Source organism: Knoellia sp. p5-6-4 (assembly GCF_029222705.1).
GTDB lineage: Bacteria > Actinomycetota > Actinomycetes > Actinomycetales > Dermatophilaceae > Pedococcus_A.
Genome location: NZ_JARGZF010000001.1, coordinates 1553901 through 1577659, shown reverse-complemented (window position 1 = coordinate 1577659; position 23759 = coordinate 1553901). Strand labels below are relative to the sequence as shown.

General features: G+C 70.9%; 22 protein-coding genes and 1 tRNA gene. 10 read left to right on the top strand and 13 right to left on the bottom strand.

Going from position 1 to position 23759, the window contains the following annotated elements:
- Positions 1-43 precede the first annotated feature (43 nt).
- Positions 44-1069 (top strand): UDP-glucuronic acid decarboxylase family protein, encoded by a 1026-nt coding sequence (locus P2F65_RS07660; protein WP_275805713.1) that lies wholly within the window; start codon positions 44-46, stop codon positions 1067-1069.
- On the opposite strand, the gene P2F65_RS07655 is transcribed toward P2F65_RS07660, so the two are convergent.
- The 4 genes from P2F65_RS07655 to P2F65_RS07640 all read right to left on the bottom strand — a co-directional run bounded on the left by P2F65_RS07655 (position 1047) and on the right by P2F65_RS07640 (position 7430).
- Complete coding sequence (locus P2F65_RS07655) at positions 1047-2192, bottom strand: hypothetical protein (protein WP_275805711.1); 1146 nt, start codon at positions 2190-2192, stop codon at positions 1047-1049. The genes P2F65_RS07660 and P2F65_RS07655 overlap by 23 nt on opposite strands.
- Entirely contained in the window at positions 2189-3253 is a 1065-nt protein-coding gene (locus P2F65_RS07650; protein ID WP_275805709.1) for an aminoglycoside phosphotransferase family protein, read from the bottom strand. The genes P2F65_RS07655 and P2F65_RS07650 overlap by 4 nt, the downstream gene beginning before the upstream one ends.
- The gene (locus tag P2F65_RS07645; protein ID WP_275805707.1) at positions 3250-4947 is read right to left on the bottom strand and encodes an ABC transporter ATP-binding protein; all 1698 of its coding nucleotides are present in this window, start codon (positions 4945-4947) and stop codon (positions 3250-3252) included. The genes P2F65_RS07650 and P2F65_RS07645 overlap by 4 nt, the downstream gene beginning before the upstream one ends.
- Before the next feature lie 95 nt (positions 4948-5042).
- Positions 5043-7430: a glycosyltransferase family 2 protein gene (locus P2F65_RS07640; RefSeq protein WP_275805705.1), complete on the bottom strand. Its 2388-nt coding sequence runs from the start codon at positions 7428-7430 to the stop codon at positions 5043-5045.
- Positions 7431-7724: 294 nt separating this feature from the next.
- On the opposite strand from P2F65_RS07640, the gene P2F65_RS07635 reads away from it, so the two are divergent.
- Positions 7725-8450, top strand: a complete 726-nt coding sequence (locus P2F65_RS07635; RefSeq protein ID WP_275805703.1) for a hypothetical protein — start codon at positions 7725-7727, stop codon at positions 8448-8450.
- On the opposite strand, the gene P2F65_RS07630 is transcribed toward P2F65_RS07635, so the two are convergent.
- From P2F65_RS07630 to P2F65_RS07620, 3 genes are all read right to left on the bottom strand, one after another.
- Entirely contained in the window at positions 8400-9788 is a 1389-nt protein-coding gene (locus P2F65_RS07630; protein ID WP_275805701.1) for a HAMP domain-containing sensor histidine kinase, read from the bottom strand. The genes P2F65_RS07635 and P2F65_RS07630 overlap by 51 nt on opposite strands.
- A gap of 59 nt (positions 9789-9847) precedes the next feature.
- On the bottom strand, positions 9848-10588 hold the full coding sequence (locus P2F65_RS07625) for a response regulator transcription factor (protein ID WP_275805699.1): 741 nt from the start codon (positions 10586-10588) through the stop codon (positions 9848-9850).
- A 135-nt stretch (positions 10589-10723) separates the two neighbouring features.
- Positions 10724-11767, bottom strand: coding sequence for a LacI family DNA-binding transcriptional regulator (locus P2F65_RS07620; protein ID WP_345803679.1), 1044 nt, complete (start codon positions 11765-11767; stop codon positions 10724-10726).
- A gap of 158 nt (positions 11768-11925) precedes the next feature.
- On the opposite strand from P2F65_RS07620, the gene P2F65_RS07615 reads away from it, so the two are divergent.
- The 5 genes from P2F65_RS07615 to P2F65_RS07595 all read left to right on the top strand — a co-directional run bounded on the left by P2F65_RS07615 (position 11926) and on the right by P2F65_RS07595 (position 15925).
- Positions 11926-12999 (top strand): substrate-binding domain-containing protein, encoded by a 1074-nt coding sequence (locus P2F65_RS07615; protein ID WP_275807332.1) that lies wholly within the window; start codon positions 11926-11928, stop codon positions 12997-12999.
- A 5-nt stretch (positions 13000-13004) separates the two neighbouring features.
- Positions 13005-14030: an ABC transporter permease gene (locus P2F65_RS07610; protein ID WP_275805697.1), complete on the top strand. Its 1026-nt coding sequence runs from the start codon at positions 13005-13007 to the stop codon at positions 14028-14030.
- Positions 14027-14866, top strand: a complete 840-nt coding sequence (locus P2F65_RS07605) for an ATP-binding cassette domain-containing protein (RefSeq protein ID WP_275805695.1) — start codon at positions 14027-14029, stop codon at positions 14864-14866. The genes P2F65_RS07610 and P2F65_RS07605 overlap by 4 nt, the downstream gene beginning before the upstream one ends.
- Positions 14863-15270 (top strand): universal stress protein, encoded by a 408-nt coding sequence (locus tag P2F65_RS07600; RefSeq protein WP_275805693.1) that lies wholly within the window; start codon positions 14863-14865, stop codon positions 15268-15270. Before P2F65_RS07605 ends, P2F65_RS07600 begins: the two co-directional genes overlap by 4 nt.
- Before the next feature lie 181 nt (positions 15271-15451).
- Complete coding sequence (locus P2F65_RS07595) at positions 15452-15925, top strand: DUF4333 domain-containing protein (RefSeq protein ID WP_275805691.1); 474 nt, start codon at positions 15452-15454, stop codon at positions 15923-15925.
- Positions 15926-15945: 20 nt separating this feature from the next.
- Here the strand turns inward: P2F65_RS07595 and P2F65_RS07590 are convergent, their stop codons facing one another.
- The gene (locus P2F65_RS07590; RefSeq protein ID WP_275805689.1) at positions 15946-17412 is read right to left on the bottom strand and encodes a hypothetical protein; all 1467 of its coding nucleotides are present in this window, start codon (positions 17410-17412) and stop codon (positions 15946-15948) included.
- A gap of 147 nt (positions 17413-17559) precedes the next feature.
- Positions 17560-19416 (bottom strand): phosphoenolpyruvate carboxykinase (GTP), encoded by a 1857-nt coding sequence (locus P2F65_RS07585; RefSeq protein WP_275805687.1) that lies wholly within the window; start codon positions 19414-19416, stop codon positions 17560-17562.
- Positions 19417-19888: 472 nt separating this feature from the next.
- Between P2F65_RS07585 and P2F65_RS07580 the strand changes: the two genes are divergently transcribed.
- From P2F65_RS07580 to P2F65_RS07570, 3 genes are all read left to right on the top strand, one after another.
- Positions 19889-19961, top strand: a tRNA-Arg gene (locus P2F65_RS07580).
- 272 nt (positions 19962-20233) lie between these two features.
- On the top strand, positions 20234-20392 hold the full coding sequence (locus tag P2F65_RS07575; protein ID WP_275805685.1) for a hypothetical protein: 159 nt from the start codon (positions 20234-20236) through the stop codon (positions 20390-20392).
- A 59-nt stretch (positions 20393-20451) separates the two neighbouring features.
- Positions 20452-20970, top strand: a complete 519-nt coding sequence (locus P2F65_RS07570) for a GNAT family N-acetyltransferase (RefSeq protein ID WP_275805683.1) — start codon at positions 20452-20454, stop codon at positions 20968-20970.
- 224 nt (positions 20971-21194) lie between these two features.
- Here P2F65_RS07570 and P2F65_RS07565 read toward each other — a convergent pair whose 3' ends face one another.
- Genes P2F65_RS07565 through P2F65_RS07550 form a run of 4 tightly spaced genes read right to left on the bottom strand, consistent with a single transcriptional unit; the run spans position 21195 to position 23676 of the window.
- Positions 21195-21653: a VOC family protein gene (locus tag P2F65_RS07565; RefSeq protein WP_275805681.1), complete on the bottom strand. Its 459-nt coding sequence runs from the start codon at positions 21651-21653 to the stop codon at positions 21195-21197.
- A gap of 45 nt (positions 21654-21698) precedes the next feature.
- Entirely contained in the window at positions 21699-22061 is a 363-nt protein-coding gene (locus P2F65_RS07560) for a CrcB family protein (RefSeq protein ID WP_275805679.1), read from the bottom strand.
- Positions 22058-22462 (bottom strand): fluoride efflux transporter CrcB, encoded by a 405-nt coding sequence (gene crcB / locus P2F65_RS07555; RefSeq protein ID WP_275805677.1) that lies wholly within the window; start codon positions 22460-22462, stop codon positions 22058-22060. Before crcB ends, P2F65_RS07560 begins: the two co-directional genes overlap by 4 nt.
- Positions 22462-23676: a pyridoxal phosphate-dependent aminotransferase gene (locus P2F65_RS07550; protein WP_275805675.1), complete on the bottom strand. Its 1215-nt coding sequence runs from the start codon at positions 23674-23676 to the stop codon at positions 22462-22464. Before P2F65_RS07550 ends, crcB begins: the two co-directional genes overlap by 1 nt.
- Positions 23677-23759: the final 83 nt, after the last annotated feature.

Below are 23759 nucleotides of genomic sequence, written 5' to 3'. Positions count from 1 at the left end.
GGCACGGTCGGGCCATGGCCCCCGAGTCGCCACCTCCGCTGAAATGGGTGAGCAGGGGAAGCTGGGGGGAGACGTGCGACGAAAGCGTGCCGTGGTCACCGGCGGAGCGGGCTTCGTGGGTTCACACGTGTGCGAACGCCTGCTCGAAGCCGGCTGGTGGGTGCTGTGCCTCGACAACTTCCTCACCGGGGTGCCTGCCAACGTCCACGACCTGCTGGCGCAGCAGCGGTTCCGCCTCCGAGAGGCGGACGTGACCGACCCCTTCCACGTGCCCGGGCCGATCGACGCGGTCCTCCACCTCGCGTCCCCGGCCTCTCCGGTGGACTACCTCCGCTTCCCCGTCCAGACCCTGCAGGCTGGCTCCACCGGGACCCTCAACGCCCTCGAGCTGGCGGCCGAGAAGGGTGCCCGGTTCGTGCTGGCATCGACCTCGGAGACCTACGGCGACCCGCTGGTGCACCCCCAGCCCGAGACCTACTGGGGCAACGTCAACCCGGTCGGCCCGAGGGCGGTCTACGACGAGGCCAAGCGCTTCGCCGAGGCGATGACCGGCGCCTACCGCGGCAGCCGTGGAGTGAACACGGGCATCGTCCGGATCTTCAACACGTACGGGCCGCGGATGCGACCCCATGACGGCAGGGCCGTCCCCACCTTCATCGACCAGGCGCTGCGCGGGCTCCCGCTGACCGTGAGCGGCGACGGCTCCCAGACCCGCTCACTGTGCTACGTCGACGACCTCATCGACGGCATCGTCCGGATGCTGCACTCCGACCACTCCGGTCCGGTCAACATCGGAAACCCCCATGAGCTGACGATGCTCGAGCTGGCCGCGACCGTCAGGGAGCTCACCGACTCACGGTCGGTCATCACGTTCGTGCCCCGTCCGGTTGACGACCCGGCGGTCCGCCGGCCCGACATCACGGTGGCTCGACAACTGCTGGGCTGGGAGCCCAGGGTGGGCCTCGCGGAAGGGCTGCTGCGCACGATCGACTGGTTCAGCAAGCCCCTCCAGCGCTCCCCCTCACCGGAAGAATCCCCCGACGACCTCACCCTCGAAGAGCCTGGTTGAGCATCCGGTTGACGACCTCCCGTGCCGAGAAGCAGTGCTCCGCCAGGTCCCTGGCCGCCCGGCAGTGCCGTTCGTAGTGGGCGTCGACCTCGGCAAGCCCCGCGGCGGCCTCCTCGGGGTTCGTGAACCTGATCAGGCCCAGACCGTTCGGAAGGTAGTCGCTGGGGCCGGTGTACTGAACGACCGCGGGCTTGCCAGACGCGAGGTAGCAGGCCGTGCGGTCGCTGAACCAGCCGTTCCCCAGCATCACGTAGGCCGGCTTGGCGCACCCGAACTCCGCCCGCGACCCCTGGATGTAGGCCTGGTACGCCTGCGGGTCCCCGGCGACGCCGACCGCCTCGCGCACCACCCAGCCGTTGTCCTGCAACAGCCGACGGTCGTCTTCCTCGTCCGCACCGAGAGCCGTGGCGATTTCCATCGGTCGGGTGACCCGGCGCGGGAGGTCGAGGAAGTCCAGGTAGGCAACCCGCTTGTTGGTGTCGACAAGTGAGCCGTTGACCAGCACGTAGCTGCGGCTCTGCCACGACGAGATGCTGGTGACCGCAGGGCAGTCAGGGTCGTAGCGGAAGGGCCACAGGTCGAGCGACACGGCCGGCCTGGTGTGCACCCACTCCGCGCCAGGGTCGCCCGGGACCGGGCCGACCTTCTCGCCGATGCTGAAGTACACGTCGTGACGCTGGACCCGCAGCAGGTTGCTGGTCCACCACAGCTGCAGCAGTCCGGGGTCGATGTCGACCAGGGCTGTGCGGCGGAACCGGGTGAGCATGCCGGGCACCATCTCGTAGTGGAAGCTGAGCAGCAGGTCACTGTGTCGCAGCAGGCGCTCGGCTCGCTCGGCGGGCATGGTCAGGTACGTCGGTGTGTCACCTGCTCCGGCTGCGCCGGCCGGCGCCTCGTAGACGATGGCTCGGTCCGCCAGCCCGAACGGCCGCAGCCGCTCGAGCAGCGTGGCCACCCGCGGATCGCTCGGTCGAGGTTGCGGGGAACGGGGGAGCTCCTCGAGCCACCACACGTCGCAGCCGAGGCGGCGCAGGGCATCGGCGTACTGCACGTACACCCAGAAGTGCCCGGCGGCGCGGGCGTAGTGCGCAACCTTGAAGGGTGCCAGGACGACGCGGGTCACGTCCCCGCCATCCCTGCCGGCGCGGTTCCGTCACCGTCCACGACAGCAGTCAGGGCGTCCCTCCACGCGGCCAGCTCGTGGAAGGTCCAGCCGTTGCCCTCCAGGATCCCCTGGGCCACCCAGATGATCTGGTTGGCCAGGCGTCCCGCCTCGAACGTCGCCACCAGAAGGTCCCAGTCGAGGTCATCGGCGAACGGAAAACCCCTGTCGGCCATCGCCTGCGTGTAACGACTGAGGACGAGGCGGCGCTGGGCAGGAGGGTAGTACGCGACGTGCGTGGAGATGTCGAAGCCGGCCGGGCCGACCCCCACGTGATCCCAATCGATGAGCCGGACGTGGAGGCCCTCGGGACCGGTCAGGACGAAGACGTTGGCCCGGGTGAGGTCACCGTGGACGAGCGTCTCGGGACCCGACTGTTCCTGCAGGAGACGGAGGCGTCGGGGCTCGTCCCGGAGCAGGTCGGACAGGTGGGCCTGGACGGCATCCCGCACCGACGCGTCCTCAGCGGACGCCTGGACCGCGGACCGGCGCAGCAGGTCCACGCAGCGCGCGGCGTCCCGCACGCTGTTGGCGTAGAAGTACGCCCCGAGGTCACCGGCCGCGAACCTCGGCTCGGGCAGCAGGCCGTGCCCGGCGAACGAGGCGTGGAGCTCTGCGAGCGTGTCCATGGCCGCCTCCAGGCACGAGGAGTCCACGTCGTCGCGGTCGAGGCCACGGACGCCGAGGTCGTCGTACACGTGCCACACGTGCCGCCCATCGGCCTCACCGATCGTCGCGAGCCTGGGTGGCCCCAGTGACCCCATCCCCACCGCCGGCAGCCACCGGCCCGTCACGCGTCGTTCCAGCTGGGCTCTCCGGGCGCGAAGCCGCTTCACGACGACGCTGGAGCGCGTCGCCCCCACCAGCTGGAGTCGGTGCACGCCCTCCCGCAGACACGTGGCGGAGGTGACCACCACTTCGCCGACCCCGTCGGCGGCGAGGGTCCGCAGCGGTTCCGACAGCAACGCCAGCTGGTCCGCGTGCAGGACCTCGACGCCGCTCGGCTCCACGTCGGTGCTCATGGGATGCCCCCCAGCCGCTCGTAGCCCGTCTGGTGGGGACGGCCCACCTCGACCAGCCGGCCACCCCGCAGCTCGAGCCACAGGTCACACCTCGAGAGCGTCGAGGCCCGGTGCGCGATCAGGAACGTCGTCCGGCCGCGGGACAGCCGTTCCATCGCCGCGAGGATCTTGGCCTCTGTCGCGACGTCGACCGAGCTCGTCGGCTCGTCCAGGACCAGGACCCGGCCGTCCTTGAGGAAGGCGCGCGCGAGCGAGATCCGTTGGCGCTCGCCGCCCGAGAGCCTCATTCCCCGCTCGCCCACCAGGGTGTCGTAGCCGTCAGGAAGGTCCGTGATGAACAGGTGCGCGTCAGCCTGCTCCGCGGCGGCGACGACATCCTCGAGCGAGGCGTCCGGCCGCGCGTAACGGATGTTCTCGGCGATGCTCGTCGAGAACAGCACCGGGTCCTGGAGGACGAACGCCACCTGCCGGCGCAGGTCGTCCAGCCGGTACTCGCGCACGTCGATGCCATCCAGCAGCACCGCCCCGGCGGTCGGGTCGTAGAAGCGGACCAGGAGGCTGACCAGCGTCGTCTTTCCGGCCCCGGTGGCGCCGAAGATGCCGACCGTCGTGTCCCTCTCCACATGGAAGGACAGGTCGTGCAGCACCTCGGGGCCACGGCCGTAGCGCATCGACACGTTACGGAACTCCACGTTCCCGAGGGCGCGGACGAGCGGGACGGCATCCGGCCTCTGCGGGACGTCGTGGGGCTCGTCCAGGAACTCGAAGACGCGTTCCGCGCTGGCCAGCGAGGACTGCAGGGTGGCTGCCTTCTTGCTGATGGTCTTGAGCGGGCCGTAGAGCTGGGAGAGGTAGGCGATGACCATGAGGAGCTCGCCGAGGGTCAGCACGCCCTGCTGGACATGGCGGACGCCGATGAACAGCACCGTCGCGGTGCCCACCGCGGTCACGACGTTCACCAGCAGCCCGAAGACCCCCTCCGTGACCGCGAGCCGGACCCGCGCGTGGACCCCGGTGCTCGAGCGCTGGCTGAAGCGGTCTCGCTCGCCGTCCTCCTGGCCGAACGCCTTGACCACCCGCAGGGCGCCGAGCGCTTCCTGGACGACCCGCATGGCGCCCGTCTCGATCCCCTTGACGTCGCGATACCGCGGGCGCACCTGGAGGCGGTACCGCCGGGTGAAGAGGACGAGCAGCGGCGAGACGAGGAGACTCACGACCGCCAGCTGCCAGTCCAGCCGCGCGATCACGACGACCGTGGTGCAGAGGGCGATCGCGGACGTCGCCGTGGTCAGGACTCCGTCGACCGTCACCTTCTGCAGCTCGGCCGCGTCGTTCTGGATCCGGTACACCGAGTCGGTGGAGCCACGGGCGTCGTGCCGCCGGAGGGAGAGCCGCTGCGCATGGGCGAACAGCCGCTCCCGCAGGTCCAGGGTCATCCGCTCGCCAGTCCTGACCCGCAGGACGTAGCTACCCATCTGCTGCAGCTGGGCCAGCGCCACGACCACCACCTGCATGACCGCTGCCGTCAGCAGGAGCCGGGTGCTCGTCTCGGCGACCGCGTCGGGCAGCAGCGCGTCGAGGTAGGGCGGCAGCGGCTTGCCGCCCAGCACGCTGTCGACGGCGATCATGATGGGCACCGGGGCGAGCAGCATCAGCGGCGTGGCGAGCAGGTCGACCACGAAGATGACCAGCACCGAACCCCTGTAGGGCCGGAGCTCGGACGTCAGGCGCCAGAAGAGCCGGCTCCGTCGATCGGAGACCCTGGCGTCGTCTGACCCACGGTGGCCGCTCATCCGGTGTCCCGCACCGATCGCGTGGTGCGGGCGACCGCACCGCTCGACAGGCGTGTGAGGACCATCGCCTCGAGCGCCGCCGACACCAGCACCGCGCCGACCACCACGGCTCCAGCCAGCGGCGACGACGTGGTCAGCGCCAGCGCCGCCACGAGCAGGCCCACCCCGAGCCGGCTGACCGACCAGGTCCTGCGCGTGACCGGGTCCCACTCCCACAGGACCGCCAGGTTGAGGCGGCAGCGCAGGACGGGGCCCACGCCGATCTCGATGTCCCAGCTGGCCCGCGGCGAGCCTCGCCGGACCCCGCACCAGTGGGCCGACAGATCCTGGTCGAGGGCGGCCAGCCACCTCTCCCGGCTGCCCGACCATGGGCGGCTCGGACTCACTCGCGACGGCAGCGGGCGTCCGGTGAGCCGGCCCCACGTGCGCGCCAGTGGCTGGAGGACGTGCAGGGCGCCGACAAGCACCCGCAACCGCCACGGCCCGCTCTCACCGGGTGTGGCCGGCGTGGCTGCGGCAACGACCACGAGGTATGCCGCGAGGGCCAGGCCCACCCCGGCCGGCACCAGAAGCGCCGCCGGCACGACCACCGCGAAGGGCAGGGCGAGGACGGCGAGGAGGACGAGGAGCGGGATCACCGCACTGGCCCACATGACCACGGGCGCAGCCCGGTCGCGGATCTCGGTCTGGTAGGGCGCCAGCCCCATGGGCCCGTGGTAGACGACGGGTTTGAGGATGCGCGGCAGGATCCGCGGCCCGCCGTACACGAACCCGGACCACTTGGCTGCGCCCCACCTGTTGAAGCGGTGCCGGTGCTGCCCGGCGAGCATTCGCTCCGCCCGCCCGTAGCCTCGTTGCTGCCGCAGGTAGCCGCGCACGGTGTCTCGTCGGTGGTGGCGCACCTGGGCGGCAGGGCTGAAGGCCACCTGCCCGCCGAGGTCGAGGAGTCGCCAGCACACGTCCACGTCATCTCCTGCCGTGGTGTAGGCAGGGTCGAACCCGCCGATCTCCTGCAGTGCCGACCGCCGCACGGCCAGGTTGCAGCCGGGGACGTGCTCGGCGCGGTCGTCTCCGATCAGCACCTCGACCGGGCCGCCCGGGGACTGCGCCACAGCCCGCTCCACGAGTCCGCTCTCGCGGAAGGGGAGGTTCGGCCCGCCCGCCACAACGACACGTGGGTCCTCGAAGGCCAAGGCGAGGTGGTAGGGCCATTCCGGATGACAGGCGGCATCCGCATCGAGGTAGGCCACGATGTCGCCGGTCGCGGCGGCAAGGCCCGCGTTCCTCGCTGCGCTCAGCCCGCCGTGCGGCAGGGCGAGCACCTCGAACGGGCTTCGCCTGGCCAGCTCGAGCGTCGTGTCGGTCGACCCGTCATCGCACACGACGACCTGCAGCGCCGGGTAGTCCACCCCTGACAGCGAGTCCAAGCAGCCGCCGATGCGCCGCTCCTCGTTGTAGGCGCACACGACGGCGGTGACGGGTGGCCAGGACGGGCGCAGGTCGCGGACCGTCCGGCCGGCCCACTGGGAGGCCACCGCAAGCGCCGGACGCGGACTGCGGTCCGCGCGCGTGAGGCCGAAACCCCAGCCCTCAACGGGGCCGGCAGATGTGGCCCACTCGTCGGTCCACGAGAAGATCGTGGCGCCGGCGCACCCGCACTCGTCGACAAGTCCGAGCTGCATTCCCAGGGACCGGGCCTGCTCCTCCTCCCCGTGCAGCTCGGCCGCCAGCCCCACCTCGGTGAGCACCAGGGGACGGTCGGCCGTGACGCGCTGGAGGTGGCGCAGGTACGGAGCAAGCTGGTCGGCCCGCTCGAGGAACACGTTGAAGGTCACCAGGTCCTGGCCCTCGACCCGGAGGAACTCGGCGGTGGGATACCCCGTGTACGTCGCAAGCATCTCCGGGTCGCCCTCGTGCACGAGCGCGACCAGCTCCGAGAGGGCGTCCTCGATGGCCGCGCGGCCGTAGAGGCGCGTGACGTCCGAGGGCACCTCGTTCCCGACCGAGACGGCGAGCACCTCCGGGCGACCGGCCAGTGCTGCCAGCGCCTCGTCGACGCAGGCTCGCCCTGCCGCACGAACCAGGCGGTGGACGCGCGCGGAGCCGCCGGCGTGCATGCGCCAGTCGGGGTAGCCCAGGCCGACCAGGACGCGCATCCCCAGCGCCCGCGCGCCGTCCAGCAGCTCTGGCGGTGGCAGGTCGTACACGCGCACCGTGGTGAACCCGCACTCCGCCATCGCGATGAGGTCACGCTCGATCTGTGGCTGCTCGGGGAAGCGGAGGCCGTCGCCGCGCGGCAGGAACGTCCCGTACGTGGTGCCCTTGACCCGGAAGGGCGAGGTGCCGACGCGCAGGAACTTCCCGTCCGTTGCCACCCGCTCCATCGCCGCACCCCCTACCGCGGTGCGGCGCCGCGCCACTCGCGGACCACCCCTCGATGCCGTCGCGACCGTATGGACGGCCGCCCCAACCGCTGTCCGTCGTCATCATTGGAGCACCGGGCGTGACCACCGGGAATGGCACATGCGGGTGGTGTTTCGGCCGCGCACGGCCTACGTCATGGCCCGTGGGGCTCCCGACGTGCGCTGACCTCCTGTCAAAGCGTCCGGTCATGCAGGTGGCGGAGCCGCGGCCGACCCTGCCGGGCTACCGTCCGGGCAGAGGGGGAGGAGCGGGGGATGAGTCGGACACGGTGGCCCGGGTATGCCGCCCGGTTGGGGGCGGTGCTGGTGGTGGCAGCCGGTGTGGCCTGGTTGTGGGCGGCTGTGCAGCGCTGGTGGCCGGAGTGTCGGCTCGGCCAGTACGAGTCGATGGCCTGTCTCCGCCGGCAGGACCACGAGGCCGACTACCTGTTGCCCACGGAACCGTGGGTGCCCGTCGAGTCAGCGGCCCTCGTTGCGGGGCTGGGTTGCCTGCTGGCCGCGTGGGGACTGCTGTTGGTGGTGCCCGCACTGGCCAGTCGATCTGTGCGGGGCGTGGTGGCGGTGGGTCTGGTGCTCCAAGCAGCCGTCCTGTTCCCCGTGGGGGTTGCGACCTATCTCTCCGGTCGCGCTGGGCGGCCGGTGGAGGACGTCCCCGCGCCGGTGCCGGCGGTGCTGCTGTGGGCGCTCCTGCTGCCGGTCGCCCTTGCCTTCACGGTGCCGTTCGTCATCGGCAGGGCCGCCAGCCGCCGGCAGCTGACCAGTCTGGTGGCGCTCGTCGTGGCCCTGCTCCTGACATCCCCGCTCGTGGAGTACGTCCTCATGTCGATGACCTACACCTCGCACGACACGCCACCGTGGTCGGGCCTGCTCTCCGGTGCAGCTCTCGTGGTGGCAGGCGTCGCAGCCTGGTGGGTGCCCGAGTCGGCCCCGTCAGGCGGGGAGCGTGACCGCGAAGGTCGTGTCGCCGGGGTGGCTGTCTAGCTCGACCCGGCCGCCGTGGGCCTGCGTGACGGCCGCGACGATGCTCAGGCCCAGACCGGTGCTGCCGTTGCCGTGCCTGGTGCCGTTCGCGCCCCGGTAGCGCGAGTCGTCGGCGCGGGTGAAACGCTCGAACACGTTGGCCTGCAGTGGTGCCGGCACCCCGGGGCCGTCGTCGTGCACGGCGATGCGCACGTGGCCGTCCTGGCGGCGGACCGTGGTCGTGACGGTGGTGCCGACCGGGGTGTGGATGCGGGCGTTCGCCAGCAGGTTGGCGACGACCTGGTGCAGCCGGTGGGCGTCACCGGTAACCTCCACAGGTTTCTCGGGCAGGTCCAGACGCCAGTGACGGTCGGGCGCAGCGGCCCTCGCGTCGGAGACGGCGTCGACGGCCAGCATGGTGAGGTCCACCGGGTCACGCCCCAAGGGACGACCGGCGTCCAGCCGCGCCAGCAGGAGCAGGTCCTCCACAAGCGCCGACATCCGCACAGCCTCGGACTCGACCCGAGCGAGGGCGTGGGTGACCGTGGGCGGGACGGGCTCCGGCTCGCGACGGGACAGCTCGGCATACCCTCGGATCGACGCGAGCGGCGTGCGCAGCTCGTGCGAGGCGTCGGCCACGAACTGGCGAACGCGCGTCTCGCTCTCGTGGCGGGCCTGCAGGGCGCTGTCGACGTTGTCGAGCATCTTGTTCAGCGCCAGCCCGACCTGGCCGACCTCGGTGCGGGGGTCGGTGTCACCCTCGGGCACCCGTTCGGGTAGGGCCACGTCGCCCGAGTCGAGCTTGAGGCGGGAGACCCGTGTGGCGGTGTGCGCGACGCGCTGCAGCGGAGCGAGGTTGCGCCGCACCAGCCAGACGCCGCCTGCTCCGACGGCCACCAGGCCGGTGATGGTGCCGCCGACGACCACCGTCACCAGCTGGGCCACGGTGTCGGTGACCTCGGAGAGGGGCTGTCCGGTCACGACGGTGAGGCCGTCCCGGCCGCGTGACGCCACCAGCCGGTAGTCGCCGAGGTCACCACCCAGGGCGACCGTCTGGGGGCTCGGGCCCAGCTGGGCATCCCGGACCCGCTGCACCTGGGCGTCCGTCAGCTCGGTGACCTCGCTGCGCAGGGCCACGTAGTTGTCGTACACGTCGCCGCCGCCGAGCACGAGGGTCAGGAAGGACTCACCACCGCCGGGCCGGCGCTCCGCCAGGTCGCCGTCCGGGTGTGGCCGGCCGTCGACGCGCATGGCCGAGGCCCTGACGTCCTCGTCGAGCTGTGACATCAGGAAGTGCTGCAGCAGCACGACGGTCAGGCTGGCGGTGGCGAGCGAGACCGCGACGAAGAGGGCCACCATGCAGGCGACCAGCTTCGTACTCAGCCGCCACCGTGAGGGACGAAGCAGCCCGGGGGGTCTCACGGCGCCGGCTTGAGGACGTAGCCGACCCCACGCAGGGTGTGGATCATCGGGGCTCGTCCCGCGTCGATCTTCTTGCGCAGGTAGGAGATGTAGAGCTCGACGACGTTGGCCTGCCCGCCGAAGTCGTAGTTCCAGACCCGGTCGAGGATCTGCGCCTTGGAGAGCACCCGCCTGGGGTTGCGCATGAGGTAGCGAAGGAGCTCGAACTCCGTTGCCGTCAGCTGGACCTGCTCACCCGCACGGGTCACCTCGTGGCTGTCCTCGTCGAGGGTGAGGTCGCCGACCACGAGCACCGACGACGACTCCTGGGCGATGACGGCGGTGCGCCTCATGAGCGCGCGCAGCCGGGCCACGACCTCCTCGAGGCTGAACGGCTTGGTGACGTAGTCGTCGCCCCCGGCAGTCAGCCCGGCGACCCGGTCCTCGACCGCGTCCTTCGCCGTCAGGAAGAGGACGGGGACGTCGGGGTTGTTGGCCCGCATGCGGCGCAGCACCTCGAGGCCGTCGAAGTCGGGCAGCATCATGTCGAGCGCCACGGCGTCGGGTTCGAACTCGCGGGCGGCCCGCACGGCAGCGACGCCGTTGCCCGCGGTCCGGACCTCCCAGCCCTCGTAGCGCAGCGCCATGGCGAGGAGCTCTGTGAGGTTGTGCTCGTCGTCGACGACGAGGACGCGGACGGGTGACCCGTCAGGGCGCTGGATACTGGCGGGGGCGGCCGCGGGCTGCTGCGTGCTCATGGGACCAGAGAACCCCAGCCGTCTGGGAGGGCAGGGTGATTTCCCTGTGCGCACCCTGTGAGCGGTCTGTGGCGGCCCCGACGGTGACCGGCATCCTGCGGCCGCCGGCGTGGCAGCGCCTCCTCACCCACCGGGTCAGGGCCTGATCTCGCCCGACCCGCGCACGACCAGCGTCGGTTCGACGACCACGTGACGCGGTGGCTGCTGGTCACCGTCGAGGCGGCTGAACAGCATCTCCGCCACTTCGGTGCCGATACGGCGGACGTTCTGGCGGACCACCGTCAGGCCGGGCTCGAGGAGGTCGGCCAGGGGGAAGTCGTCGAAGCCCACGAGCGCCACCGAGCGGGTCAGCCCGCGTGAGCGCAGTGCGGTGACCGCGCCGATGGCGAGGGAGTTGCGGGCGGCGAAGATGGCGGTGGGCGGTTCCTCGAGGTCGAGCAGCCTCAGTGCCGCCTCGTAGGCCGCTTCGGAGGAGCGCAGGTCGGAGACCGTGAGCCGGGGGTCGAGCGCGATCCCCGCGTCGGCCAGGGCCTTCGCGTAGCCCTCGCGACGGGCGACCGCTGTCTCGATGCGGGACAGGTCGCCGAGGAAGCCGATGCGGCGGTGGCCGTGCCGGATGAGGTGCTCCGTCGCGGCCATGGCGCCGGCGCGGTTGTCCACGGTGACCGAGTCGGCGTCGACTCCGCGGGGCGCGCGGTCGACGAACACCACCGGTAGGCCGCTGCGCAGCTCGTCGGCCAGGTAGTCCTGCCGCTCGGTCGCCGGCATGACGACCAGGCCGTCCACGCGTCGACGCACCAGGCTGGCCACCAGCATGCGCTCGCGGGCGGGCTCCTCGTCGAGGCTCGCCGTCAGCACTGCGACGTCCCGCTCGCGGGCGGTGTCCTCCAGCGCCCGCAGCAGGCTGGCCGAGAAGCTGTTGCTCACGTCCTGCAGCAGGATGCCGACGGTGCCGGTGCGGGCGTTGCTGCGGCGCAGGTTGCTGGCGGCCAAGTTGTGCTGGTAGCCCAGCTGGCTGATCGCTCGTTCGACGCGGGTGCGCACCTCGGGCGAGACGCCGCTCTCGTCGTTGACGACCCGTGACACCGTCTTCAGGCTGACCCCGGCGAGGGCCGCCACGTCGCGCATGGTGGCCCGGGGGCGCCGGGACTGCCCCGATGACAACGATGTCAGATTCACGTCTCGATTTGTACAGGACTCTTGACGTGGTGCCAAGAGGGTTCTATACAAGAGATCTGACAACGTTGTCACCGATCGGCAGAGAAGCCGCGAAAGGGGAGCCTGCGATGTTCCACCGAGTGACCACCCCCAGTGCCCGTCGAGCTGGGCATCCCTCCCTGCGGTCCGGGGTCGCGGTGTTCACCGCGACCGCCGCGGCGTTCTCGCTGGCCGCCTGCAACCGCGGATCGTCCACCGACACGGGCGGCGGGGGCGAGGCAGCCGTCGGCGTCGTCCTCATCACCAAGGACTCGACCAACCCGTTCTTCGTCGCGATGCAGGAGGGTGCCAAGGCCGACGCGGCGAAGAACAACGTCAAGCTGACCGTCGCCTCGGGCAAGCAGGAGGGCGACGACCAGGGCCAGATCACGGCGATCGAGGACGCCATCGCCCGCGGTGACAAGGGCATCCTCATCACCCCGATGAGCACCGGCGTCAACGCCGCCATCAAGAAGGCGCGCGAGGCCGGCCTCTACGTCATCGCCCTCGACACGCCGCCGGACCCGGCCAACACCGTCGACATCACCTTCGCCACCGACAACCGCGAGGCGGGCAAGCTCGACGGCCAGTGGGCGGCGGCCACCCTCGACGGCAAGCCGGCCGTCATCGCCCTGCTCGACCTCTTCAACGACAAGATCGTCTCGGTCGACTACAACCGCGACCAGGGCTTCCTCGAGGGCATGGGCATCCCGCTGAACGACCCCAAGAAGAACGGCGACGAGGCCAAGACCGGCAAGTACACCGGCGGCAAGGGCGGCGACTACACCATCGTCTGCAACGAGGCCGGCAACGGCGCCGAGGACGGGGGCCGCACCGCGATGGAGAAGTGCCTCGCCAAGAACCCGAACATCAACCTCGTCTACACGATCAACGAGCCGACCGCCGTCGGCGCCAACGCGGCGCTCAAGGCGGCGGGCACGACGGCCACGATCGTGTCGGTCGACGGCGGCTGCGCCGGTGTCGCCCAGGTGAAGAACGGGGTGATCGGTGCCACCGCGCAGCAGTACCCGCTGAAGATGGCCACGATGGGCATGGAGGCGATCGCGAAGGTCGCCCGCGGCGGCGAGAAGCCGACGCCCGACCCCGGCCTGGACTTCAAGAACACGGGTGTCGCGCTGGTGACCGACAAGCCGGTCGAGGGTGTGGAGAGCATCGACTCGGCCAAGGGCGCCGAGATCTGCTGGGGCAAGTGAGTCCGATGGCCACCACAACCACCTCCTCTGCGGCTGCCGAGTTCGCTCGGCGGCAGCACTCCCCGATGGAGCGGGTGCAGCACCAGCTGCACGGCAAGCCGTGGCTGAGTCCCCTCTTCCTGCTCCTCGGCACCTTCGTGGCGTTCTTCATCGCGACCCCGACGTTCCTCACCGCCAACTCGATGGGCATCCTGCTCCAGCAGACGGCGGTCGTCGCAGCCCTCGCGGTGGGCCAGACGCTCGTCATCCTCACCGCGGGCATCGACCTGTCGGTCGGGGCGATCATGGTGCTGTCGATGATGGTGATGGCCACCCTCGCCCGCGACGACGGCATGCCGGGCGTGCTCGCGCTCCTCATCGGCGTGGTGCTCGCCACCGGCGCGGGCCTGCTCAACGGCCTGCTGGTCACCCGCATCAACCTGCCGCCCTTCATCGTCACCCTGGGCACGCTCAGCATCTTCACGGCGATCGCCCTGCTCTACTCGGGCGGCTCGAGCATCCAGGCCGACCGGCTGCCGGACATCCTGAACCTGCTCGGTGAGGGCTTCTCGATAGGCGGGGTCCGGTTGACCTGGGGCATCGTCGTCGTGGGGGTGATGTATGCCGTCGTGGGGTTCGTGCTCTCGCAGACGGCGTGGGGGCGCTACGTGTACGCGGTCGGCGACGACGTCGAGTCGGCCCGCCTCTCGGGCGTGCCGAGCAAGCGCGTGCTGCTGGCCGTCTACACCCTCGCCGGACTCACCTACGGCCTAGCCGCGTGGGTCCTCATCGGCCGGGCGGGCGCGGCGACGCCCAACGCGGCGCCCGACGCCAACCTGGCCAGCATCACCGCCGTGGTCATCGGTGGCACCAGCCTCTTCGGTGGCCGCGGCCGGCTCATCGGCACCCTCATCGGAGCGCTGATCGTGCAGACCTTCGCGTTCGGCCTGTCGCAGCTCGGCGTGAACCAGCAGTGGCGGGTCCTGGCCACCGGCGTCCTCGTCATCGTGGCCGTCGCCATCGACCAGTGGATCAGGAAGGTGAGGTCATGAGCACCCCCACGCTCGAGGTCGCCCACGGTGGTGTCCCCGCAGGCAAGGAGAGCATCTACAGCCAGGAGCCGGTGCTCTCGGCGCGCAAGCTGGTCATCACCTTCGGCCGTGTCGTCGGGCTCGACGGCGTCGACCTCGACCTCTACCCGGGCGAGGTGCTCGCGGTCATCGGCGACAACGGGGCCGGCAAGTCGACCCTCATCAAGTGCCTGACCGGCGCCTACACGCCCGACTCCGGTGAGATCACGCTGAACGGGAGGCAGGTCCACTTCAAGCGGCCCCAGGACTCCCGCGAGGCCGGCATCGAGACCGTCTACCAGCAGCTGGCGGTGATCCCGGCCCTCGACATCGCGAGCAACCTCTACCTCGCCCGCGAGGAGCGTCGCAGGGGTGTCCTCGGCTCGGTGTTCCGCATGCTCGACAAGAAGGGCATGGAGAAGCGTGCCGGCCAGTCGGTGCAGGACCTCGGCATCCAGACCATCCAGAACATGGGTCAGGCCGTCGAGACGCTCTCGGGTGGTCAGCGCCAGGCCGTCGCGGTCGCCCGGGCCGCGGCGTTCGGCAGCAAGGTCGTCATCCTCGACGAGCCCACCGCCGCCCTCGGTGTGAAGGAGTCGGGCATGGTGCTCGACATGATCAAGCAGCTGCGCGACAAGGGGCTGTCGATCATCCTCATCAGCCACAACATGCCCCACGTCTGGGAGGTCGCCGACCGCATCCACATCCAGCGGCTCGGAGGGCGCGCGGGCGTCATCACCCCGCAGACCCATGACATGGGCGAGGGCGTCGCGATCATGACGGGCGCCAAGCGGCTCGCCCCGGAGGAGGCAGGATGAGCCGGGCCATCGTCGTCGGCTACATCCCCTCCCCCGAGGGGATCGCCGCCTTCGAGCGCGCCAAGGACGAGGCGGTGCTGCGCGGCGAGGCCCTGGTCGTCGTCAACACCGGCGAGGCCGGCAACTTCGCCAAACCGAGCTTCGCCAAGCCCAAGGACCTCGACGCGATCCGCAAGGAGCTCACCGAGAGCGGGCTGGAGCACGAGGTGCTGCAACCGACGACGGGCGGGACCGCCGCGGAGGAGATCCTGCGCGTCGTCGCCGAACGCGATGCCGACCTGCTGGTCATCGGCCTGCGACGCCGTTCGCCGGTCGGGAAGCTGTTCCTGGGCAGCACCGCCCAGCACCTCCTGCTCGACGCGCCGTGCTCGGTGCTCGCCGTGAAGGTGGCGCAGGACGGCTGAGCGGCACCGGCGCTGAGGCGTCCCACCCCAGACGCCCGGCCGGCCGGCGGTACGTAACCCCCGGCTGGCCGGAGCCCGGGGGTGCCCGGGGCATGGACGCGGTTTGGGCCTGTTTGCCCCACCTCTGCCTCCGTGCTCTGTCACAGTGGGCGGCAGAGCCAGACCCAGGGAGCCGACGACCGTGTCCACAGCCTTCACCCCGCCCGGCGGGACCACCCCGGCCTACTCGCCGTACGCGGCCGGCCACGCCGCCCACCCGTCGGGGCCTGCGTCCTGGCCCGCACAGCCGATGTACCAGCCGGCGCAGCGCAACGGGTTGGCCGTGGCGGCGGTCGTCATGGCGGGGCTGTCGCTGCTCGGCGTGCTCGGCCTTGTGGTGGCCATGGTGCTGGGTCCCGAGCTGGGTCCGTCCTGGGTGCTCCAGGGCGAGGTCCTGCCGGTCAACAGCCAGACCTCGGACGAGGCCCTGGAACGTGAGCTCACGTCGCTGATGGAGGACGACGGCAGCGCCGTGCAGGAGGTCACCTGCCCGGAGTCGGCTGCTGTCGCCCAGGGCGAGGTGACGGTCTGCCACGGCAGCGTGGACGACTGGGACTGGACCGGGGTCGTCCACTTCGAGGACGACGCGGGGGCCTTCACGCTCCTCCAGTTCTGAGGGGGGCCGAGCCCAGGCGCTCAGGTGCGCGCCGCGCCGAGTCCGAGCACCACGGCCAGGCCCAGCGCGCTGCGCGGGTCGTATGCCGTGCGCCAGAGCCCGCCGTGCACGGCGGCATACGCCTCCTCCCGCCAGGGGGTCGGGTCGGGCGTGCGGCCGGAGCGGAGGTCGTGCACCAGCAGGGCGGCCATGAGCGTGTTGCTCGTGGCCGGCTCGAACACCTCGATGCCGAACCGGTGGGCTCCCGCGTAGGCTGCGGCGAGGGCCCGGTTCTTGACCACGGACCGGGTGCGGGTCGGAGGGGCGACGCGCAGGGAGACCCCGACGCCGTCCTGCCGGGCCACGGTGGCGCGCCAGCGCTGGAGCCGCTTGGCCAGCGCGTAGTTCGGCCCCTGCTGAGGGACCAGACTGTCGTTGAGGCCGGGGTCCGAGCCGGGGGCGTAGTTGCGCCGCAGGAGCCGACCCCCGCTGAGGGTGCGCAGGGCGGGGCGAGCGAGCCGCATCGCGGGCGAGGGCCGCCGGTAGCCCCGGACCGACTGCTCCACCGCCTCGGCCGGCACCGCGAAGACGTCGGTCGGGGTGGCGAGGAAGGCCAGTCCCACCTCGGCGCGCCGCCGGAGCAGCTCCCGGGTCAGGGCGTCGACGGCGACGGACACCCGCACGTTGGTGGCGCCGTCGGCATACACGTAGTTGCCCAGCACGATCGGCCCCTCCAGGCCGGAGAGCCAGTCGGCGATCGCGGGCAGGTCGTGCACCAGGTCAGCCCCCGCCCGCTCGTCGAGCCGTTCGTCGCCCACCCCGGTGCCGAAGTGCACCGGCACCTGCAGGGTGCCGGCGGAGTCGCGGGCCACCTGCAGCACGGTCCGCCACAGCTCGGGGCGCGGCAGGTCGACTCCCACCACGCCGGCGCCCCACGACAGCAGCGCCCGCAGGGGCCCCATCTCGGCGCCCGCACCGAGCACCACGACCCGCTGGTCGGCCAGCTCGAGCCAGTCGGGGTTGGCGAGCACCGCGCGCACCGCCTCCGCGGCAGAGGGCTCCATCACGCCGGTGACGGTCCAGACGTCGAGCTGGCGCTGGAGGGCGTCACCCCGCAGGCGCTCACCGTGGAACGGCACGCTGAGCTCGCGGGAGCGGGGGGCCTTCCCCTGGACGGTCACGGTCTCGAGGGGGCGGTCGACCGGGGCCTGCGCGAAGACCTCGCCGACGGGGACCTCCCCATCGGCCGTGGTGGCGCGCATCCGCTGGTGGAGGCAGTCCAGCCCCGCCCGGGCGATGGTGACCGCGGCGTCGTCCGAGATGAGCCCGGCCTCGACGAGGCGGCGGAAGTGGTGCAGGTAGTCCTGGCGCCAGTTGGTCTCTCGGGCGGCGGCCTGCGCGCCGACGGCGTCGACGGGCTCGAGGGCGTCGTGCACGACCGCTCGGCCGAGCGCCGAGGTGCTGCGCTTGCCGCCTGTCTCCGGGAAGACCACTCCGCTGCTCGCCATGGAGGGAAGTATCGCCGAGATGGACCTGGGCGACGCGACACGCCGGCGTTGGCCGGGGCTGGGCCCCACCTCGGCGGGAACGCGAAGCGGCCCGGAACCACAGGTTCCGGGCCGCTCCACAGGTGTGCCGCCCACGCGGCATACCCGTCACTCCACGCCGAGGCGGCCCTTCAGGCCGTCGAGCTCGACCCGCAGCTGGGTCGGCAGGTTGTCACCGAACTTGGCGAACCACTCCTCGATCTGCGGGATCTCGGCCTTCCACTCCTCGACGTCGACGTGCAGCGCCTTGGCGAGCTCGTCGGGGTCCATGTCGAGGCCGTCGGTGTCGAGCGCCTCCGGGGTCGGCACGTGGCCGATGGGGGTCTCGACGGCGGCAGCCTTGCCCTCGATGCGCTCGATGGCCCACTTCAGCACGCGGCTGTTCTCGCCGAAGCCCGGCCACACGAAGTTGCCCTCGGCGTCGCGGCGGAACCAGTTCACGTAGAAGATCTTCGGCAGCTTGTGGGCGTCGGCGTCCTTGCCCACGTTGATCCAGTGCTGGAAGTAGTCACCGGCGTTGTAGCCGATGAAGGGCAGCATGGCCATCGGGTCGCGGCGCACGACGCCGACCTGGCCGGTCGCGGCGGCAGTGGTCTCCGAGGAGAGCGTCGCGCCCATGAACGTGCCGTGCACCCAGTCGCGCGACTCGGTGACCAGCGGGATCGTCGAGGCGCGGCGGCCACCGAAGAAGATCGCCGAGATCGGCACACCCTGCGGGTCGTTGTACTCCGGCGCCAGGATCGGGCACTGCTCGATCGGGGTGCAGTAGCGGCTGTTCGGGTGGCTGGACAGCTCTTCCGAGTCGGGCGTCCAGTCCTGGCCCTTCCAGCTGGTGGCGTGGGCCGGGGTGTTCTCCATGCCCTCCCACCAGATGTCGCCGTCGTCGGTCAGCGCGACGTTGGTGAAGACCGAGTTGCCCTTGGCGATGGTTTCCATCGCGTAGGGGTTGGTCTTCTCGTTGGTGCCCGGGGCGACGCCGAAGAACCCGAACTCGGGGTTCACGGCATACAGCCGGCCGTCCTCACCGAAGCGCATCCAGGCGATGTCGTCGCCGAGGGTCTCGACCTTCCAGCCGGGGATGGTCGGCTTGAGCATGGCCAGGTTGGTCTTGCCGCAGGCGCTCGGGAACGCTGCCGCGACGTAGTAGACCTGCTGCTCGGGGGACGTGAGCTTGAGGATGAGCATGTGCTCGGCGAGCCAGCCCTCGTCGCGCGCCATGACCGAGGCGATGCGCAGCGAGTAGCACTTCTTCCCCAGGAGCGCGTTGCCGCCGTAGCCCGAGCCGTAGGACCAGATGGTGCGCTCTTCGGGGAACTGCACGATGTACTTGGTGTCACTGCACGGCCACTTCACGTCCTGCTGGCCGGGCTCGAGCGGGGCGCCCAGGGAGTGCAGCGCCGGCACGTAGTTGGCAGCCTCGCCGAGCTCCTCGATCCGGCGCAGCACGTTCACGCCGCAGCGGGCCATCACGCGCATCGAGACCACGACGTACTCGGAGTCGGTGATCTCGACGCCGAACATCGGGTTCTCGGCGTTGAGGTGGCCCATGACGAACGGGATGACGTACATGGTCCGGCCCTTCATGCACCCCTTGTAGAGGTCGCGCATGATGGCCTTCATCTCGTTCGGGTCCATCCAGTTGTTGGTGGGCCCGGCGTCCTTCTCCTCGACGGAGCAGATGTAGGTGCGGTCCTCGACCCGGGCCACGTCGGTCGGGTCGGAGGCGGCGTAGAAGGAGTTCGGCTTCTTCTCCTCGTTGAGGCGTACGAACGTGCCGGCCTCGACGAGCTTGTCGGTCAGTCGCGTCCACTCGGCGTCGGAGCCGGTGACCCACTCGATGCGGTCGGGGGTGGTCAGGGCGGCCACCTCGTCCACCCACTGCTGGAGGCGGGCGTGCGTGGTGCCACCCGCCCTCTCGGTGTTGGGGCTGTCCGCCTTGGCGGGTTCCGTCGACTCGATCGTCATTGCTCGGCCGTCCCTTTCGCCCGGTGCCTGTTGCTCGGCTCGTCACCGGATCAGTGAGGTTGTGCTCCCCCAAGCGGCACCCAAGGGTGTCCACATGGTGGGCGCGCTGATTCAGCCACGGTAGACCCGGTCCGAGGGGCCGCGAAACCGGAGAGGGTTCCAGCGCTCGTGAATCTCCTCACAACCCGTCAGTACAGGTCAGAGGCTTGTCAGGTTCTTTCAGATGGCTGCAAGAAACCGACGAGATCCCTTGGTGCGGGCCCGCATCGGTCCGGGCTCCCGAGGCGCCGCCGGGGTGTGCGGCCTGCCCTCGTCCCGCTCACCGGTCGGGGTCCGGCGGCCGGTGCGGGGCCGGTATGCCGGGTGCTCGCCAGGAGCCCACCCGTATCTCCGGGAGCCCCGATTTCGTGGCTCGGTGCCGACCCGGTAGTCTTTCCCACCGTTGCGCCGGGTGATCCTCGGTGCGACGACTGCGCCCGTAGCTCAACGGATAGAGCATCTGACTACGGATCAGAAGGTTAGGGGTTCGAATCCCTTCGGGCGCGCTCGTGGCTGCGGCAGCGACCAAGACATGTGGTTGCGGCAGCGACCCACAGATCTGTGTTGAGACAGAGTGAAGAGCCCCGGTCCATGCGGACCGGGGCTCTTCGTCATGTCTCATGCTTCTGACGGAGGGCAATCGTCTTTTCTGACTACCGCACAGGGGGGAGTGACTAGTCCCCCTGGCTCCAACGGGTCATCTTGCGGGCCAATTGGCCACGACACTCCGTGAAGTGGCCAAAAGGGGTCCGTCGATCGACGTACGGTCCTCCGCGTGATGAAGGCATACCCCCGCGAACTGACCGACGCCGCCCTCTACGAGGAGATCGAGCTCGTCGCCGACCTGGTGGTGGCTGCCTCCGCCTGCGGGGGTCGCCTCAGCGAGGCGCAGATCGACGAGGCCCTGGGCCTCTCGGCCTGCCGGCTCGGCGCCTGAACCGTCAGTCCTCGCGCCCCCGCCCCGGTCCCCGAACTGCCGACTGGCAAGGTGTGCGGGTGCAGATTGTGCTCATCGAAGATATCTCCCCCTCCCTTCTGGACGGGCTGGCGGAGGTGCTCGCCGACTGCGTCGAGGGCGGCGCGAGCGTCGGCTTCCTCGCCCCCTTCACCGCAGAGGCCGCCCGCGCGTGGTGGGGGCACGCCCTGCGAGACCCGGACACCCTGACCTGGGTGGCCACGGACGAAGCCGGGGCGGTGCGCGGCTGCGTCCGGCTCGACCTCGGTGCGCCGGCCAACGGACAGCACCGGGCGGAGATCTCGAAGCTGCTGGTGCACCGCAGGGCCCGGGGCGCCGGCGTCGCCACCGCCCTGATGGATGCGGCTGAGGCCGAGGCCGCCCGGCGCGGCCGCTCGCTCCTTCTGCTCGACACCCAGTGCGGCAGCCCTGCGGAGCGTCTCTACGCGAGACAGGGGTGGTCGGTCGTGGGCGTGGTCGACGACTACGCCGCCCTGCCCGACGGACGGCTGGCGGGCACCACGATCATGGCCAAGCGCCTGCTCGTGACTGCCTCCTGACCAACGCCGGTCAGTCCCCGCAGGAGCGCTCGGCCAGATGGGCCAGCAGCGCCTGCACCGACGACGTCCAGCGCCCGGTCATCCGGTGCACCGTGCCACCGGCCAGGACCGCACCCCCTCGAACCCGCCGTCCAGCCGCTGCTCCTCCACGGCGGACACCTTCAGGGGAGCCCGCCTGCGTCGCGGAGCGCGACCCACTGACGGTCGCCCACGCCACGCAGAAGTCAGACCACGCAGAACTCGTTTCCTTCGGGGTCGCGCAGCGTCACGGCGTAGTAGTTGGCCCCCTCGGGCGCGTTGAGGTAGGCGACGGAGGCGCCGAGGACAACGAGGCGCTCGACCTCGGCGTCGACGGCCGCCCGGCGCCGCTCGAGCTCTGGCACCTCCCGCGGGCCACCGGTGATCTTGAGGTCCAGGTGGAGGCGGTTCTTGCCCACCTTGCCCTCCGGGACCGGCTGGAACCAGATACGGGGATGACGCCCGGTCGGGTCGACGATGGCGCCGCTGCCGTTCTCGGCCCCCTCGAGGTCGTCCTCGGGTATGCCGAGGGAGAGCCAGTACGCCAGCCAGCTGTCCCAGCCCTCCGGAGCGGGCTCCGGGACGTAGCCCAGCGCCTCGCACCAGAACGCGACGAGGCGCTCGGGTTCGGCACAGTCGACGGTGAGCTGCCACGTGGTCGCCATGGTCCGAGTGTGGCACCCGGCGCCGACGGTGACCCGTGGTCGAGGTCAGGCGGCAGCCGACCCGAGGGCGTGGCCCAGCACGACCGCCACGGCGCCGAGCCCGAGGCTGAGCAGCAGGTTGGCCGCGAACGGACGCCAGGCCCGCTCCTCGAAGAGCACCCAGGTCTCGAGGGTGAGGGTCGAGAAGGTGGTGAGCGCGCCGCAGAAGCCCATGCCCAGCAGCGGCATCACCCAGGCCGGCCGGGTCGACCAGCCGGACAGGGCCCCGAGCACGAAGGACCCGGCCACGTTGACGACGAGCGTCCCGAGCACGGTGCCGGCCGAGAAGTGCGCCCTGGCCCACCGGTCGACGAGGAAGCGCACGGGAGCACCCATCGAGGCGCCCAGCACGACGAGCAGGAACCTCACCGGCGCCGCCCGAGGCCGCGCTCGCCGAGGCTGACCCCGGCGCCCACCGCCGCAAGCCCCAGCGCGAGGGACCCCAGGGCGTACAACAGGGCGGTGAGGCCGTGGCCGGAGGCGACGAGCGCCCTCGACTCCAGGGCGTAGGTGGAGAAGGTCGTCCAGCCACCCAGCACCCCGACACCGAGGAACGGGCGCAGCCACGGGTGCGGCCGGTCCAGGGTCAGGACCCACACGAACAGCACCCCCATGGCCAGGGAGCCGGAGACGTTGACGAGGAAGGTGGCGGTCGGGAAGGCACCCGGTTCGTCGGGAAGGGCGCGCGCGACGCCGTAGCGGCCGAGGCTGCCGATGGCGCCGCCGACGGCGATGGCGGCAAGGAGCCCGGGCCCCACGTCGCGGGCCATCAGCGGCGCTTGGTCTCCAGGAAGCCCGCGATCCGGTCGATGGCGTACTCGAGGTCCTCGACGCTGGGCAGGGTGACCACGCGGACGTGGTCGGGAGTGGGCCAGTTGAAGCCGGTGCCGTTGGTGATGAGGATGTGCGTCGCCCGCAGCATCTCGATGACGAACGCCTGGTCGTCCTCGATCGGGTAGACCTCGGGGTCGAGCCGCGGGAAGAGGTACAGCGCGCCCTTGGGCTTGACACACGAGACGCCCGGGATGTCGCCCAGGAGCTTGTGCGCGACGTCGCGCTGGGCGAGCAGCCGGCCGCCGGGCAGGACCAGGTCGTTGATGCTCTGGTAGCCGCCGAGCGCGGTCTGGATCGCGTGCTGGGCCGGCACGTTGGCGCACATGCGCATGTTGGCCAGCAGGGTCAGGCCCTCGAGGAAGTTGGCGGCCCGGTCCCGCGCGCCGGTGACGACGACCCAGCCGCTGCGGAAGCCCGCGACCCGGTAGGCCTTCGACAGCCCGCTGTAGGTCAGGCACAGGATGTCCTTGGCGTAGGTCGCCGCGTGCACGTGCCGGGCGCCGTCGTAGAGGATCTTCTCGTAGATCTCGTCGGCCATGAGGACCAGGTCGTGCTTGCGGGCGATCTCGACGAACCCCTTGACGACGGCCTCCGAGTAGACGGCGCCAGTCGGGTTGTTGGGGTTGATGAGCACGATCCCCTTGGTGCGCTCGGTGATCCTGCTCTCGATGTCCTCGAGGTCGGGGTTCCAGTCGTTGTCCTCGTCGCACAGGTAGTGCACGGCCCTGCCGCCGGAGAGGGTGACGGCGGCGGTCCACAGCGGGTAGTCCGGGGCTGGCACGAGGATCTCGTCGCCGTTGTCGACCAGGGCCTGGAGCGTCATCGAGATCATCTCGGAGACGCCGTTGCCGATGAACACGTCGTCCACGGTGACGTCGCGCAGGCCCTCGGACTGGTAGAAGTTCGCGACCGCCGTGCGGGCTGAGTAGATGCCGCGGGAGTCGCTGTAACCCTGTGACTCCGGCAGGTTGTGGATCATGTCGACGAGGATCGACTCGGGGGCCTCGAAGCCGAACGGCGCGGGGTTGCCGATGTTGAGCTTCATGACCTTGTGCCCCTCGGCCTCGAGCCGGTGGGCCTCCTCGAGGATCGGCCCGCGCACGTCGTAGCGGACGTCTTGGAGCTTGGTGGACTGCAGGATCTGGCGCACGCACCCATCCTCGCACCGGGGTGGCGCCCCTGCCGGGGAGGTGTGGCCGGGGACATGCCCGTGTGCCGCGTGCTCCCGCATGC

Excerpts from the sequence above, each read along its gene's own strand:
- P2F65_RS07600 (WP_275805693.1), top strand. The coding sequence starts at position 14,863 with ATGAGCCGGGCCATCGTCGTCGGCTACATCCCCTCCCCCGAGGGGATC.
- P2F65_RS07605 (WP_275805695.1), top strand. The coding sequence starts at position 14,027 with ATGAGCACCCCCACGCTCGAGGTCGCCCACGGTGGTGTCCCCGCAGGC.
- P2F65_RS07575 (WP_275805685.1), top strand. The coding sequence starts at position 20,234 with ATGAAGGCATACCCCCGCGAACTGACCGACGCCGCCCTCTACGAGGAG.
- P2F65_RS07585 (WP_275805687.1), bottom strand. The coding sequence starts at position 19,416 with ATGACGATCGAGTCGACGGAACCCGCCAAGGCGGACAGCCCCAACACC.
- P2F65_RS07660 (WP_275805713.1), top strand. The coding sequence starts at position 44 with ATGGGTGAGCAGGGGAAGCTGGGGGGAGACGTGCGACGAAAGCGTGCC.
- P2F65_RS07590 (WP_275805689.1), bottom strand. The coding sequence starts at position 17,412 with ATGGCGAGCAGCGGAGTGGTCTTCCCGGAGACAGGCGGCAAGCGCAGC.
- P2F65_RS07610 (WP_275805697.1), top strand. The coding sequence starts at position 13,005 with ATGGCCACCACAACCACCTCCTCTGCGGCTGCCGAGTTCGCTCGGCGG.
- P2F65_RS07630 (WP_275805701.1), bottom strand. The coding sequence starts at position 9,788 with ATGGTGGCCCTCTTCGTCGCGGTCTCGCTCGCCACCGCCAGCCTGACC.
- P2F65_RS07565 (WP_275805681.1), bottom strand. The coding sequence starts at position 21,653 with ATGGCGACCACGTGGCAGCTCACCGTCGACTGTGCCGAACCCGAGCGC.
- crcB (WP_275805677.1), bottom strand. The coding sequence starts at position 22,462 with ATGGCCCGCGACGTGGGGCCCGGGCTCCTTGCCGCCATCGCCGTCGGC.
- P2F65_RS07625 (WP_275805699.1), bottom strand. The coding sequence starts at position 10,588 with ATGAGCACGCAGCAGCCCGCGGCCGCCCCCGCCAGTATCCAGCGCCCT.
- P2F65_RS07635 (WP_275805703.1), top strand. The coding sequence starts at position 7,725 with ATGAGTCGGACACGGTGGCCCGGGTATGCCGCCCGGTTGGGGGCGGTG.
- P2F65_RS07650 (WP_275805709.1), bottom strand. The coding sequence starts at position 3,253 with ATGAGCACCGACGTGGAGCCGAGCGGCGTCGAGGTCCTGCACGCGGAC.
- P2F65_RS07640 (WP_275805705.1), bottom strand. The coding sequence starts at position 7,430 with ATGGAGCGGGTGGCAACGGACGGGAAGTTCCTGCGCGTCGGCACCTCG.